Annotated in this window: 15 protein-coding genes; 10 read left to right on the top strand and 5 right to left on the bottom strand. The window is 59.9% G+C overall.

Annotated features, from left to right (window positions below; genetic code table 11):
* Positions 1-70: 70 nt before the first annotated feature.
* Complete coding sequence (locus ACTG27_RS13270; protein ID WP_439979789.1) at positions 71-1294, bottom strand: Nramp family divalent metal transporter; 1224 nt, start codon at positions 1292-1294, stop codon at positions 71-73.
* Between the two features lie 237 nt (positions 1295-1531).
* Between ACTG27_RS13270 and rpsF the strand changes: the two genes are divergently transcribed.
* The 4 genes from rpsF to ACTG27_RS13250 all read left to right on the top strand — a co-directional run bounded on the left by rpsF (position 1532) and on the right by ACTG27_RS13250 (position 3520).
* The gene (gene rpsF / locus ACTG27_RS13265) at positions 1532-1918 is read left to right on the top strand and encodes a 30S ribosomal protein S6 (protein WP_005308887.1); all 387 of its coding nucleotides are present in this window, start codon (positions 1532-1534) and stop codon (positions 1916-1918) included.
* Between the two features lie 30 nt (positions 1919-1948).
* Positions 1949-2179: a 30S ribosomal protein S18 gene (gene rpsR, locus ACTG27_RS13260; RefSeq protein WP_005308890.1), complete on the top strand. Its 231-nt coding sequence runs from the start codon at positions 1949-1951 to the stop codon at positions 2177-2179.
* A gap of 52 nt (positions 2180-2231) precedes the next feature.
* Positions 2232-2678, top strand: a complete 447-nt coding sequence (gene rplI / locus ACTG27_RS13255; protein WP_005340490.1) for a 50S ribosomal protein L9 — start codon at positions 2232-2234, stop codon at positions 2676-2678.
* A gap of 101 nt (positions 2679-2779) precedes the next feature.
* Positions 2780-3520 (top strand): ferredoxin--NADP reductase, encoded by a 741-nt coding sequence (locus ACTG27_RS13250; RefSeq protein WP_150996058.1) that lies wholly within the window; start codon positions 2780-2782, stop codon positions 3518-3520.
* A 49-nt stretch (positions 3521-3569) separates the two neighbouring features.
* Here the strand turns inward: ACTG27_RS13250 and ACTG27_RS13245 are convergent, their stop codons facing one another.
* Positions 3570-3920, bottom strand: a complete 351-nt coding sequence (locus ACTG27_RS13245; RefSeq protein ID WP_162507950.1) for a hypothetical protein — start codon at positions 3918-3920, stop codon at positions 3570-3572.
* Positions 3921-3939: 19 nt separating this feature from the next.
* The gene (locus ACTG27_RS13240) at positions 3940-4236 is read right to left on the bottom strand and encodes a hypothetical protein (protein ID WP_439979788.1); all 297 of its coding nucleotides are present in this window, start codon (positions 4234-4236) and stop codon (positions 3940-3942) included.
* A gap of 255 nt (positions 4237-4491) precedes the next feature.
* Between ACTG27_RS13240 and ACTG27_RS13235 the strand changes: the two genes are divergently transcribed.
* Positions 4492-5502, top strand: a complete 1011-nt coding sequence (locus tag ACTG27_RS13235; protein WP_058058685.1) for a hypothetical protein — start codon at positions 4492-4494, stop codon at positions 5500-5502.
* A 54-nt stretch (positions 5503-5556) separates the two neighbouring features.
* Here ACTG27_RS13235 and ACTG27_RS13230 read toward each other — a convergent pair whose 3' ends face one another.
* Entirely contained in the window at positions 5557-5724 is a 168-nt protein-coding gene (locus ACTG27_RS13230; RefSeq protein WP_005308905.1) for a hypothetical protein, read from the bottom strand.
* 56 nt (positions 5725-5780) lie between these two features.
* Here ACTG27_RS13230 and ACTG27_RS13225 point away from each other — a divergent pair, with 56 nt between their 5' ends.
* From ACTG27_RS13225 to gshA, 4 genes are read left to right on the top strand one after another with little or no spacing between them, the layout of a single operon-like run.
* On the top strand, positions 5781-6758 hold the full coding sequence (locus ACTG27_RS13225; protein ID WP_439979787.1) for an NADP-dependent oxidoreductase: 978 nt from the start codon (positions 5781-5783) through the stop codon (positions 6756-6758).
* Entirely contained in the window at positions 6755-7192 is a 438-nt protein-coding gene (locus ACTG27_RS13220) for a YqaA family protein (RefSeq protein ID WP_058058683.1), read from the top strand. Before ACTG27_RS13225 ends, ACTG27_RS13220 begins: the two co-directional genes overlap by 4 nt.
* Before the next feature lie 27 nt (positions 7193-7219).
* Positions 7220-10033 (top strand): M16 family metallopeptidase, encoded by a 2814-nt coding sequence (locus ACTG27_RS13215; protein WP_227095817.1) that lies wholly within the window; start codon positions 7220-7222, stop codon positions 10031-10033.
* A gap of 32 nt (positions 10034-10065) precedes the next feature.
* Positions 10066-11664 (top strand): glutamate--cysteine ligase, encoded by a 1599-nt coding sequence (gshA, locus tag ACTG27_RS13210; protein ID WP_005340500.1) that lies wholly within the window; start codon positions 10066-10068, stop codon positions 11662-11664.
* A gap of 97 nt (positions 11665-11761) precedes the next feature.
* Here the strand turns inward: gshA and ACTG27_RS13205 are convergent, their stop codons facing one another.
* Positions 11762-13552 carry an AMP-dependent synthetase/ligase gene (locus ACTG27_RS13205; RefSeq protein WP_439979786.1) on the bottom strand — a complete coding sequence of 597 codons (1791 nt, stop codon included), beginning with the start codon at positions 13550-13552 and terminating at the stop codon, positions 11762-11764.
* Between the two features lie 227 nt (positions 13553-13779).
* Between ACTG27_RS13205 and ACTG27_RS13200 the strand changes: the two genes are divergently transcribed.
* Positions 13780-14283: a hypothetical protein gene (locus ACTG27_RS13200; RefSeq protein ID WP_439980520.1), complete on the top strand. Its 504-nt coding sequence runs from the start codon at positions 13780-13782 to the stop codon at positions 14281-14283.
* The last annotated feature ends 2 nt before the right edge of the window (positions 14284-14285 follow it).

Raw genomic sequence — 14285 nt, 5'->3', positions numbered from 1 at the left:
GCATACGCCAAAGTGCGAAGAGGCTCATTAACCAGAGTTAATGAGCCTCTCTTCTCGGTTTTACGGTTCGCTAGATCATGGCGACCAACAGATAGGCATTGAGCCCGATCACCAGCGCAACGATAAGGCGGCCGACGGCTTGTGTGACCGGATGGTTGCGATGTTGCCCCATCAGCGTCCGATCGCCGGTCAGCATCAACAGCGGGATCAGGGCCAGCGCGATGCCAAAGCTCAGGATCACCTGACTCAACACCAGAATTTCGGTGGTGTTGAGTCCCATGGCGATTACCACGAAGGCGGGAGCCATGGTGATGGCGCGACGCAGCCAGAGCGGGATGGTAAAGCGGACAAAACCCTGCATTACCACTTGCCCGGCCAGGGTCCCTACCACGGTAGAGCTGATGCCGGAGGCGACCAGCGAGAGGCCAAACAGGGTCGCGGCAGCCTGACCCAGCAGTGGAGTGAGGGTCTGATAGGCGGATTCCAGCTCCGCCACCTGCTGGTGGCCCGAGCTGTGGAACGCGGCGGCCGCCATCGCCATCATCGCCAGATTGACGAAGCCGGCGATAGTCATGGCAATCGCCACATCGACCCGGGTGGTGTGCAGCCGCTGGCTGACTGAACCCTGATCCTGCGTGTGCTGGGTCAGTGCCGAGTGCAGGTAGATAACGTGGGGCATCACGGTAGCACCGAGCACACCGGCGGCCAGATAGACGGCATCGCTGTTGGGCAAACCGGGGAAGAGGGCGCCCTCCAGCAGGCTGGGCAGATGGGGGCGGGAGAAGATCAGCTCGACGATGTAGGCCGCCGCGACAAACAGCAGCAGGCCACCGACCACGAACTCCAGCGGTTTCTGACCACGGGATTGCAGCATCAGGATCCCCCAGGTCACTACGGCGGTGATACAGGCTCCTTCAAGCAAGGTCACGCCAAGCAGCAGCTTGAAGCCGACTGCGGCGCCGATAAATTCGGCGAGATCGGTGGCCATGGCGATGATCTCTGCCTGTACCCAGTAGGCCCAGACCGCCGGTTTTGGCAGTCGGTCGCGGATGTGCTCCGCCAGATTCTTGCCGGTGACGATACCAAGTTTGGCCGAGAGGGTCTGCACCAGCATGGCCATCAGGTTGGCCCATACCACCACCCAGAGCAGTTGGTAGCCAAAGGTAGAGCCCGCCTGAATATTGGTGGCGAAGTTGCCCGGATCGATATAGCCGATGGCGGCGATAAAGGCAGGCCCGAGCAGGGTCAGTTTGAATTTGCGGGCTGGAATCGTAGTCGTCAGTGCGGGTTGCATGGCATCACCCTCCATAAGGATATGGAGAGAGAATAGATCTAAGTGATAATCATTATCAATTGTTGTTTCTGATGATTTCCATCGGGAAAAACATTTGAGGCGGTCAGTTGCAGTGAGGGATGTGATTTCGTACAATACGCCGCCCTAGAAAAGCAGCGACTAAACACCTTTATGTTCCTTGCCTCCGAGGTCTGGCTGCACCTGGGCGGAGGCTGAATTAATCCGTAAGGAGCTAAAATGCGTCATTACGAAATCGTCTTCATGGTTCATCCGGACCAGAGCGAGCAAGTTCCCGGCATGATCGAGCGTTACACCGGCGCCATCACCACCTCCGGTGGTACAATTCATCGCCTGGAAGATTGGGGCCGCCGTCAGCTGGCTTACCCGATCGACAAACTGCACAAAGCCCACTACGTTCTGATGAACGTAGAAGCAGAGCAAGCCGTTATCGATGAGCTGGAAACCAACTTCCGCTTCAACGATGCCGTTATCCGCAACATGATCATGCGCACCAAGCACGCCGTGACTGAAGTTTCTCCGATGGCCAAGGCCAAAGAAGAGCGCTTCACCCGTCGTGACGACGAGCGCCGCGAAGAAGCTACTGAAGCTGCTTCCGAAGAGTAATTCTGGATCACTGACTAGAGGATAAAGGCCATGGCACGTTATTTCCGTCGTCGTAAGTTCTGCCGCTTCACCGCCGAGAACGTTACCGAGATCGACTACAAAGATATCGTTACTCTGAAAAACTACATCACTGAATCTGGCAAGATCGTACCGAGCCGTATCACCGGTACCCGCGCCAAGTATCAGCGTCAGCTGGCACGCGCCATCAAGCGTGCTCGTTACCTGGCTCTGCTGCCGTACACCGATCTGCACAACAAGTAAGAATCGGCCCGGCACTTAAGCCTAACTCAACGAAATTTATAGAGGAAAGGTAATGCAAGTTATCCTGCTCGACAAAATCGCCAAACTGGGCGGTCTGGGTGACCAAGTTTCCGTGAAATCTGGTTATGCCCGTAACTACCTGATCCCGCAAGGCAAAGCTGTTATGGCCACCAAGGCCAACATCGAAGCTTTCGGTGCTCGTCGCGCTGAGCTGGAAGCCAAACTGGCTGCCAACAAAGCTGCTGCTGAAGAGCGTGCTGCCAAGCTGGCCGAACTGGCTACCGTGGTTATCGCTTCCAAGTCTGGCGACGAAGGCAAGCTGTTCGGTTCCATCGGTACCCGTGACGTGGCTGAAGCCATCACTGCTGCCGGCGTAGCCGTTGCCAAGAGCGAAGTCCGCATGGGCAACGTTCTGCGTAACACCGGTGACTACGAAGTTGCTGTTCAGCTGCACGCTGACGTTAAAGCAACCGTACAGATCCAGGTTGTTGCCCTGTAATAGCGATTCGCTTTTGCAGAAAAAACCCGCGCTTTTGCGCGGGTTTTTTATTTTCCGGCCCGGGGGTAGAGTGAAGGTCTGTTCCACTGGAGGAGATCCTTATGGCTTGGGTAGAAGGCCGCGTCATCGAACGTATCGAATGGACACCCACCCTTTTCTCCCTGCGGGTAGCGGCCGAGCTGGCTCCCTACAAGGCAGGCCAATTCACCAAGCTGGCCCTCGAGCAGGGCGATCGCCGCATTCAGCGCGCCTACTCCTTCGTCAATCCCCCCTCTTCGCCATACCACGAGTTCTATCTGGTCGAGATCCCGAGCGGTGAGCTGACTCCCTCGCTCGGCTCGCTGCAAGCAGGCGATACCCTGCTGGTGCAATCCCAGGCCACCGGCTTTCTGACGCTGGATGAGGTGCCCGCCGGGCGCGATCTCTGGCTGCTCTCGACCGGTACTGCCATCGGCCCCTTCCTCTCCATGTTGGCCGAGGGTGAGGCCTTCAACCGTTTCGAGAATTTGGTGTTGGTGCACGGGGTGCGCAAAGGCGAAGAGCTGAGCTATCAGGGTTTGATTGCCAGCTTTGCCGAGCAATATGGCGCGCGCTTCCGCTATGTCCCCTTTGTCAGCCGCGAGCCTTGGCCCGATGCAATGGCAGGGCGGATCCCGGCGGCGATTGCCAATGGTCAGCTGCAGGCTAGAGTGGGGTTGGAGTTCTCACCCGAGCTGAGTCAAGTGCTGATCTGCGGCAATCCGGAGATGGTGAAAGAGACCCAGCAGACCTTGCTGGCACTGGGGTTGGCCAAGAATCTGCGCCGGGCGCCGGGCAATATCAGTGCGGAGAATTATTGGTAAAACAATCAGTACAGGGGCGCCAAGCCCCTGTTGCATCAGGAGAGGGCGTTCAGTTCTTCTTGCCGTTGCCCTTGTTTTTATCCTTCTGTTTGTCGTGACCTTGCCCGGGGTTATTGCCGCTGTGGATACTGCGGTTGTAGTGATCCCGGTACTTGCCATCCATCTTGTCGCAGTTGAGTTTGATCCGGCTGTCGCCAATGCCAAGATCCAGGCAGTTGTCCTGCCACCAGTCGTACTCTTTGTCATCCCAGTCGAGATTGATCTTGATGTCATCACCGGAGATCTTGATGCCATCGCTATTTTTGCTTGGCGGTGCCGCAACCGCGATGCCGTGCGCCATGAGCAGGGAGAGCAGCAGGGCGCCACGCTGGATAACGGGGTTGTGTTTGGCTTGGGTCATCGCCAGGGTACTCCTGTCGTTATTGGCCACTCTGCGCGTTGGCAGGGAGCTGGTTGGTTTGCGGCGGCTGGTTGCGGTTCTCTTCATCTTCCAGATTGAATTTGACTGCCCTGCAGTCGGCCGGGGCGGTTTCGCCGACCCCCAAGTCGAGGCAGTCGTTCTGGGTCCAGCCGAACTGCTTGTCATCCCAGTCCAGATTGAATTTAAGCTCATCGACGGAGAATTCGGAGCCACTGCTCTCTTGATATTGCTGGATCGCTGCGGCGCTGCCGGTAACCAGAAGAAGGGAGAGTAGCAAAGTGCTCTTACTGTTCATGATGGCCTCGGATAATTGCAACGGTGGATGAGTGTACAGACCGGAGCTGAACCCGGGCGGAACTGTTCCCCATCTCACTACATGATCAAGTCAGGGAGGGATTGTATCGCTTTTCTGCTGCCGATTTGTCCGTTTTGGTCGCACTCTGGGCAGCTGGTTGCCAATCTGAAGGAATTCAGTCATTTGCCCTTCTCTGGGCGAGTCTGGCGACTATAATCGGCAGCCAACTTTTCCTGCACAGCACACCCCTTCATCATGACCACACAGGACTCCTCCACATTGCGCTACCCCAAGGGGTGGTTTGCTCTGACGACGGTATACAGTTTCACCGGGTTGGCTATTCTGGCCTCCATTATCTTCTCCCTGCTGCTGTTCCTCTCCATCGATGACAACCCGCTGATGAAGTGGCTGTTCGGCGGCTTGGCCATCATCTTCGAGCTGGGCAAGTTTTATGTCTGGTACGAGTATGGCGAGCGCAAGGCGCGGCGGGATTTGAGTGGCGCTTTCTGGTCGCTGTTGTTCTACAGCGTGTTGGCGGCTATCTCCATCGGCGGCAGTATTGGTGGCATCAACAGCGCCACCAACACGGTACTGAGCCAGCAGGCGCGCCACGAACGGGAACTGGCCCGTTTCGACGAGCAGATCGCCAGCATCGAGCGGCAGATCCAGCTCAACGAGGAGGCGGCCCGCAAATACATCGAGCTGGAGCGTATCTCCAGCGGCGTCTCCTCGTTGCAGCACGCCAATACCAAGCTGCGCTTGCAGCAGGATGAGCTGCGTCAGCAGCGCGATGCCAAGCCGGTCAACGAACAATCCTCCATGTTGGGGCTGATGAGCAGTCTGGCGGACGGGGTGGGGATGAGCATCAGTCAGGTGCAGTTCCTGCTGGTCTGCTTCCTCTCGGTGCTGCTCGACGTGTTCGGTGCCTTTTTCGTCAGTCTGATCGGCGAGGAGAACCGCTTTCGCCGGATGTGGCGCTGGCAGCAGGATCAAGCTCGCAGAGAGGCGCAGGCAGCGTTGGCGATGGCAGCCCAGCCCGAGCCCATCATGCCCCCAGAGCCAGCCCCTGAAGTGCTGGCGCAGGTACGCGGAGCGCTGGTGAGCGGTGAGCTCAAGTGCAGCAAGCGCTCGGTGGCGCAGGCTTTGTCACTCTCGCTGGAGGAGGTGGATCGGGTGTTCCACCATCTGCTGTCGCAAGGGGTGTTGGGGCAGGGGAGCAATCGCCACTACTACCTCAATCCGGCGCTGGAGCAGCAAGCCGGATAGTGAGAAGGCCACCGGAACGCGGTGGCCTTTTTCGTTATCGAGTGGCTGTGGAATTCAGTGAGTCAGCACCATCATCAGGCTGAGGAAGGCGGCCAGTCCGCCACCGATGCCGATGATCCAGTAAAACCCCTTGGCCCCCTGTTTGAGCGGGATGCGGAAGTAGAGCAGAAACGCCCACCACCCCAGTGCCAGCAACAGAGGAATAAGAAACATTCGAGCCATGGTGTCCTCGCTGTTATTCTGTTGACCCTTGATCAATCAACAGGATGGATTGTGCAATGACGCAACTACAGATTACCGCATTCGGTGACCCCTCGGTACTCAAGCTCAACCCTTCCCTCGATAAGGTGCCAGCCGATGGCGAAGTGCGGGTGCGCATCTGCTTTGCGGGGGTCAACCCCATCGATGCCAAAACTCGCGCCGGTCTTGGCTGGGCGGCGGCCCAGAACAAGGACAAGCTGCCCTGGACACCGGGTTATGACATCTCCGGCGTGGTGGAGAAGGTAGGCCCCGGCGTAACCTCGCTGATCGAGGGGGATCGGGTGTGCGGCATGGTCGGTTTTCCCCTCACCGCAGGTGGCTACGGGGAGTCTGTGGTGGCAAGCGAGAGCGAGCTGGTCAAGCTCGACGGGGTGAGCCTGCAGCAGGGAGCTGCGCTGCCGCTGGCCGGTCTCACCGCCTGGCAGGGGCTGCTTGAGCACGGCGGCCTCCAGAGCGGTCAGCGGGTATTGATCCTCGCCGGTGCCGGTGGTGTCGGCCATCTTGCGGTACAGTTTGCCAGCGCTTATGGCGCCGAGGTGGTGGCCACCGCCAGCCCCGACAACCATGGCTTCCTGCACGCACTGGGGGCGCGCTGGAGGGTGGATTACCATGATGCGAACTGGCCAGCTCAGGTGGTGGCAGAGGCCGGCCAGGTCGATCTGGTGCTGGATCTGGTAGGCGGCGAGAGCGGCAAGGCGGCGATCGCCTGCGTCAAACCGGGTGGTCGCTTGGTGACTGTGCCTACCATCACTGCCCAGCAGATCAAGGATGCTGGGGCTGCGGCGGGTATCGAGGTGGTCGGTATGCTGGTTCACCCCGACCAGAAGCAGCTGGGTCAGATGTTGATGCTGCTGCGTCAGGGGGAGGTGAAGGTCACCCTCGCCGGTGAGTTCGCTCTGGCTGAGGGGGCGCTAGCCCATCAGGCTATCGAAGGGGGCCATGTGCGCGGCAAGCTGCTGCTGCGCATGCCCGCCGCCGATGGTTATCCCGGATGAGCGAGATGATGGATATGGGGCTGGGGTGGCTCTTTTTAAGCGCGTTTACCTCCGCCACCCTGCTGCCCGGCAGCTCGGAAGTGCTGCTGGGAGCCATGGCGGCCAAGGGGGAGTGGAGCATGGCGAGCCTGCTGCTGTGGGCGACGCTGGGCAATACCCTCGGATCCATGACCACCTGGTGGCTCGGCTGGCTCGCCACCTTCAAGAAAAAACCGGAAGATTTTCAAGGCCGTGGGGAACAAAAAGCCCTCGGCTGGCTCAAACAACATGGTCACTGGTGTCTGCTGCTTGCCTGGACGCCGGTGGTCGGTGATGGTCTCTGTCTGTTGGCCGGTTGGCTGCGCCTCTCCTTCTGGCGCTCTCTCATTTTGATCGGGCTCGGCAAATTGTTCCGTTATGCCCTGGTTTTTCTGCTGGCCAGTCACATTTTCTAGCCTGTTTTTGTCACTCACGAGGTTACCGTGAACAAAGTCATACCTTTAACGATTCTGCTGGGCTTCACCCTGCCGGTGCTGGCGGCACCGACCCTGATCGCCGAACAGGGCAAGGAGGAGGGCAAGCTCGCCATCCCCTACCAGATGTACAAGCTGGACAACGGCCTGACCGTGATCCTGGCCCCCGATCGCTCCGATCCGCTGGTGCACCTCGATGTGACCTATCACGTCGGCTCATCCCGCGAGACGGTCGGCAAGTCCGGTTTCGCCCACTTCTTCGAGCACATGATGTTCCAGGGCTCGAAACACGTCGGTGATCAGGAGCATATGCGGATCATCAACGAAGCCGGTGGCGACATGAATGGCACCACCAACAAGGACCGCACCAACTACTACGAGACAGTGCCTGCCAACCAGCTGGAAAAAGTGCTCTGGCTGGAGGCGGATCGGATGGGCTTCCTGCTCGATGCGGTGAGCCAGAAGAAGTTCGAGATCCAGCGCGCCACCGTCAAGAACGAGCGGGCCCAGCGGGTCGACAACCAGCCGTACGGGCTGGTGAGCGAGAAGGTGGGGGAGGCGCTCTATCCACGTACTCACCCCTACTCCTGGCAGCCTATCGGTTACGTGGAAGATCTCGACCGGGTCGATGTGAACGACCTCAAGCAGTTCTTCCTGCGCTGGTATGGCCCCAACAACGCCACCCTGACTCTGGGCGGCGACTTTGACAGCAAGCAGGCCCTCGCGTGGATCGAGAAGTACTTCGGCTCCATCCCGCGCGGCCCGGACGTGGCCGAGCCGACGCCAAAGCCGGTGACCCTGCCCGAGACCCGTTACGTGACGTTGCAGGACAAGGTGCACCTGCCGCTGCTCTATATCAGCTACCCCACCGTATCCCTTGGTGACCCGCAGGAGCCTGCGCTCGACATGTTTGCCGACGTACTCGGCGGTTCCGCCAGCTCCATGCTCTACCAGTCGCTGGTGAAAACCGGCAAGGCGATCGATGTGGGGGCGTCTCACTACTGCGAAGAGCTGGCCTGTACCCTGACCGTCTACGCCTACCCCAATCCGTCGCAGGATGGCAGCCTCAAGACCCTCAAGGGGGAGGTGGACAAGGTGATCGGCGAGTTCGCCCAGCGCGGCCTCAAGCCGGAAGATCTGGAGAAGGCGATCGCCAAGTACCGCGCCTCCGCCATCTGGGGTCTGGATAGCGTCTCCGGCAAGGTGAGCCAGCTCGCCATGGGTCAGGTGTTTGCCCAGGATCCCAACTATGTGTTCAAGACGCTGGATGCCATCGGCAAGGTGACACCTGAGCAGGTGAAGGCCGCCTACGACAAGTTCATCGCCGGCAAGCCGGCGGTGGTGCTCAGCGTGGTGCCCAAGGGCAAGACAGAGTGGCAGGTTGCCACCCCGAACTTTACCCCCGCCAAGCGCGAGCTGCCGGATTACAGCAAGCATGACGAAGCGCTGGCCGAACGACCGGTAAAAGACAATTTCGATCGCAGCGTGCAGCCCAAGGCGAGCGAGGCGGTGAGCGTCAAGGTGCCCGCCATCTGGCACGGTAAGCTCGACAAGAACATCGAGATCATTGGCACCAAGAGTGACGAGATCCCCGCCGTCTCCATTATGATCGCCCTGCCGGGCGGTATTCGTGCCGAAGATAAGGGGCAACTGGGGCTGGCCAATCTGACCGCCGCCATGATGGGGCAGGGCACGGTGCGCCTGACCGAGGCTCAGCTGAGCGACGAGCTGCAAAAGCTGGGCTCAAGCATCGATGTCTCCAGCGCCCAGTACAACAACCTGATCACCGTCAGCTCGCTGGCGGACAAGTTGCCCCAGACCCTTGCGCTGGTGCGCGAGGTGCTGGAGCGCCCGGGCATGCGGGAGGCTGACTTCGAGCGGGTCAAGGCGCAGCTGCTGCAAGGGATGCAACAGGCCCAGCAGCAGCCCGAGTGGCTGGCCGGGCAGGCGTTCCGCGAGCTGGTCTACGGCAAGCAGAACCGCCTCGGTCAACCTACCGACGGGGTTGCGGCCGATGTGGCCAAGCTGACGCTGGCGGACGTGAAGCACTTCTATCAGGCCTACTACAACCCCACCAACGCCAAAGTGGTGGTGGTCGGTGATGTGGGCCAGAAGCAGATCGAGGAGCAACTTGGCTTCCTGACCGAGTGGAAGGGGGCCACGCCGACTCTGGGGGATCTCAAGCTCAAGGGTGAGCAGGCCAAGCCGGGCATCTATCTGGTCGACAAACCGGGGGCGCCCCAGTCGGTGATCCGCATCGGTCGTCGCGCCATGCCGTTCGATACCACGGGGGATTACTTCACCGCCGGGCTGATGAACTTCAATCTGGGTGGCAACTTCAACAGCCGCATCAACCTCAACCTGCGGGAAGACAAGGGTTACACCTACGGCGCCAGCTCCGGTTTCTCCGCTAACCGCGAGGTAGGCACCTTCGCCACCGGCGCCAATGTGCGGGCCGATGCAACCGTCGATGCCATCCGCCAGTTCCTCAAGGAGATGGACAACTACCGCAAGAGCGGCCCGACCCCGGTCGAGCTGGCCTATATGCGCAGCGCTGTCTCCCAGCAGGATGCCCTCTCTTACGAGACCTTGGGCCAGAAGGCGGGCTTCCTGCTGCAGATGGTGATGTATGACCTGAAACCGGACTATGTGCAGGCCCAGAACAACCTGATCAAAACGGTGTCGCCCGAGGCGCTGAAGGCCAGTGCTGCCCGTTGGCTCAATCCGGCCGACATGGTGATCGTGGTGGTGGGAGACAAGCAAAAGCTTGAAAAACCCCTGAAGGAGCTTCATCTTCCCATCTATCCGCTGCAGTTGCCGTAACTGACGCTTTATAAAAATCAAGAGCCGTGAATATGACTACAACAAGCTTGTCGCTCACCGAGTTGCTGAATGCGTTGGGATCACCGGAGCGCCTCACCGCGCTCAAGGGGATCCGGCGCGGGATCGAACGTGAATGCCTGCGCATCACGCCGGATGGCCGACTCGCCCAGAGTGACCATCCCCGGGCGCTGGGCTCGGCCCTGACCCATCCCAATATCACCACCGACTACTCGGAGAGTCTGCTGGAGTTCATCACCCCGGCCACTGACTCCATCGACAGCCTGATGGAGCAGCTCGGCGACATCCATCACCATGTGATTCAGCATCTGGGTGACGAGCGGATTTGGCCGCTCTCCATGCCCTGCTTCGTCGGCGGGGAAGAGAGCATCCGGCTGGCCCAGTACGGCAGCTCCAACATCGGCAAGATGAAGACCCTCTACCGTCAGGGCTTGAAGAACCGCTACGGCAGCCTGATGCAGGTGATCGCCGGGGTGCACTTCAACTTCTCCATGCCCGACAGCTTCTGGAGCGAGTGGCAGGATCTGGTGTGCGAAGGGTGCTGCAGCCAGCGCTTTATCTCCGACAAGTACATGGGGCTTATTCGCAACGTCTACCGCTTCGGCTGGCTGGTGCCCTATCTGTTTGGCGCTTCCCCGGCCATCTGCGAATCCTTCCTCAAAGGGCGCAAGAGCAACCTGCCGTTCGAGAAGACCGGCAAGGGTACCCTCTATCTGCCTTACGCCACCGCGCTGCGTCTCTCCGATCTTGGCTATACCAACAGCGCCCAGGCTGGGCTCAAGATCAGCCACGACAATCTGCCGGCCTATGTCAGCAGCCTGCGCCGCGCCATCAACACCCACAATCCTGACTTTGCCAAGATCGGGGTCAAGGTGGATGGGGAGTATCGCCAGCTCAACGACAACGTGCTGCAGCTGGAGAACGAGCTCTACGCCCCGATCCGCCCCAAGCGCACCCCGCGCAGCGGCGAGAAGCCCTCGGATGCACTGGATCAGCGCGGCATCGAATACATCGAGCTGCGCACCGTAGACGTCAACCCCTTCACTCCGCTCGGCATCGATGCCGACCAGATCCGCTTCTTCGATCTGTTCCTGGTCTGGTGCCTGCTGCGCCCCTCTCCGGTGTTGAGTGACGAGGAGATTGCTCGCAACCGCCGCAACCAGAACAAGGTGGTGCTGGAAGGACGTCGTCCCGGCCTGACGCTGGAAGATGAGCAGGGCAATGCCATTGGCCTCAAAGAGTACGGCCTCAAACTGTTTGACGAGCTGGCTCAGGTGGCCGATCTGCTGGATCGCTGCTGTGGCCGCAACCGCTATCGTGAGACGCTGGCGATGCATCGCGAGAAGCTGCTCAACCCCGAGCTCACCTATTCCGCCCGCATGCTCAAGGAGCTGCTGGAGAGTGGCAAGGACAACGGCTGCTACGGCGACAAGCTGGCGACCCGCTATCGCGAGGAGCTGCTGGCAGGGGAGCTGCAGTACTGGGATGAGGCCTACTTTGCCGGTGAGGCGAAGGATTCGCTGGCCAAGCAGCGCGAACGCGAGCGCAGCGACAGCCTGTCGTTCGATGACTTCCTGGCCGACTACTTCGGGACCAGTACCACTACGGCCTGAAGGCGGGTTCGTACCAACCAAAGTGCCAACAAAAAGCCGCTCGAGTGAGCGGCTTTTTTATTTCCCTGAACCCGAGCGGTATCAGACGTGGTTGTACTCAGACATGGTTATACATGGCCTCGATTTCGCTCTGGTATTTTGCTTCAATGATCTTGCGGCGCAACTTCATGGTGGGGGTCAGCTCACCCAGCTCCATGGAGAAGGCGCTCGGCAGCAGGGTGAACTTCTTCACCTGCTCGAACTTGGCCAGCTCTTTTTGCAGATCGGCGATGCGGGCTTCGAAGAACTCCATTACCCGGGAGTGGCGCAGCAGCTCGGTCTTGCACTGGTACTGCAGGTTGATGGAGCGGGCGTACTCCTCCAGCGACTCGAAGCAGGGCACGATCAGCGCCGAGACGAAGTGGCGGGCATCGGCGACGATGGCGATCTGCTCGATAAAGCGATCCTTGCCGATGGTCCCTTCCACCAGTTGCGGAGCCACGTACTTGCCGTTGGAGGTCTTCATCAGCTCCTTGAGGCGCTCGGTGAAGTAGATATTGCCCTGGCTGTCGAGCTCACCGGCATCGCCGGTACGCAGGAAGCCATCCTCGGTCATCACCTCGGCGGTCGCCTCCGGCTTGTTGTAGTAGCCGCGCATTACTGTGGGGGAGCGCACCAGCAGTTCGTTGTTCTCACCCAGCTTCACCTCGATGCCGTTCAGTGCCGTGCCGATGGAGCCGAGCTTGAACTGGCTATCCTCGTAGCAGCAGACGGTGGCGGTGGTTTCGGTCATGCCGTAGCCGTACTTGAGGTTGAGTCCCATCGCCTGGAAGAAGAGGTTCACATCGTCGGCCAAGCGGGCGCCCGCCACCGGCAGGAAGCGGGTACGACCGCCAAAACGGGCGCGCAGCTTGCGAAACACCAGTCGCTCGGCGAGCCAGAGCTGGCCGTAGAGCAGCGGGGAGGCGGACTTGCCAGCCTGACGGGTGGCAACCATCTGCTTGCCGACCTTGGTCGCCCAGCCAAACAGAGCGCGGCGCAGAGCCGGAGCCTGAGCGACTTTGGCTTGGATCATGGCGTAGGCCTTCTCGTAGAGGCGCGGCACGGCGCACATCACGGTCGGCTGCACCTCGCTAATCACATCCATCACCTTCTGCGGATCGCGGATATAGACGTTCTCGGCACCGCAGTAGAGCACGTAGTAGCTCCAGGCCCGCTCGAACACGTGGCTGAGTGGCAGCATGCAGAGCGACACATCCTGCTGATTGAGGTCGAGGCGGCTGTTGTGCATCTCGAAACAGGCGGCGATGTTGCTGAAGTCGAGCATGACCCCCTTGGGCTCGCCTGTGGTGCCGGAGGTGTAGATCAGGGTCAGCAGATCATCCATCCGGTACTGGGTTTCCCGTACTCGCAGTTCCTGCTCGCTGGGCTGATGGTTGCCGGAGACCAGAAATGTCTGGAAGTGGCTCGCCTGCTCGCAGCCGCGTAGATTGACGTTGCCATCGAGAGCGACGATCTGGCGGATTTCGCCGTTTTGCAGCAGGGTCAGCGCCTGATCGAACTGGGGTTGTTCGCCAACGAACAGTACCTTGATGCTGGCATCTTTGACGATGTAGCGCAGCTGATCGAGCGTGCTGGTGGGGTAGATAGGGACGCTGACACCGCGGGCGGCAAGGATGCCGAGATCGGCCTGGGTCCACTCCGGCATATTGCGGGCATAGATGCCGACCATTTCGGTTGGCTGGTGGCCGGCACGGATCAGTGCCTGTGCGCAGTAGTCCATGGCCTGGCCCAGAGTACGCCAGCCGATGGCGCGCCACTGGCCATCTTGCTGAACCCGCAGGGCAGCCTTGTTGCCAAGCTGGGCAATACGTTCACGCATCAGTCGAACCAGATGAAGCTTCGGCATCAGTTAAACATCCTTTAATTACAGTTGTACGCCCGCGAGGGCACTAAAAATCGGGCTAGAGTTTAAACTCCAACATTACGGCTTACAAGTGTTCGCCATTTGTCTTGGATCACAAAGAGCGCAAATAGCTCTCCCTTTGCTCAGACTGGCCGATACTGCTAGGAGGCAGAGAGAGGGTTAACGATATGAATCTGTGGGTGAAAGGGGCGTTGGCCGCGGTCGGGCTGATGGTGGTGGGGGGCGCTGCGTTTTGGTTCTTTGCCGGAACGTCATCAAAGGGGCCCGCCAATCCCTGGTATCAGGGGGCCGAGGGGTATCAGCAGGCGCAGCAACAGGCGCTGGCGTTGGGCTATCCGCTGCTCTATGTGCTGGAGACCCCCAAGTGCCGCCGCTGCGGCGATCTGGAGAAGAAATTCTGGCAGAGCAAGGAGATGGCTGGCCCGCTTGCCCGGCTGGTGAAGGTGCGGCTCAACCCGGGCAAGGGGGATGGCAGCGAGCAGATCCTGCGCCGCTTTCCCAAGGTTGCCACGCCGCCCGGCATCTATATCCAGCAGCCGGACCAGCCTCTCAGGCCCATCAAAATAGTGGTGGATATCGACCAGATCTGGATGCCTGGAAAAACCTGGCAGCGTGGCTTCTATATGCCGCTCTCCGGTGCCGGATTCGAGGCGGTGGTGCATACCACTCTTGCCTTGCAGGATCCAGCGCTGGACAACGCCCCCCTCGATTGAGG

Origin of the sequence: Aeromonas sp. 97A, assembly GCF_051919185.1 — a bacterium.
Classification (GTDB): domain Bacteria; phylum Pseudomonadota; class Gammaproteobacteria; order Enterobacterales; family Aeromonadaceae; genus Aeromonas; species Aeromonas veronii.
This window is presented reverse-complemented; position numbering and strand designations above follow the sequence as displayed.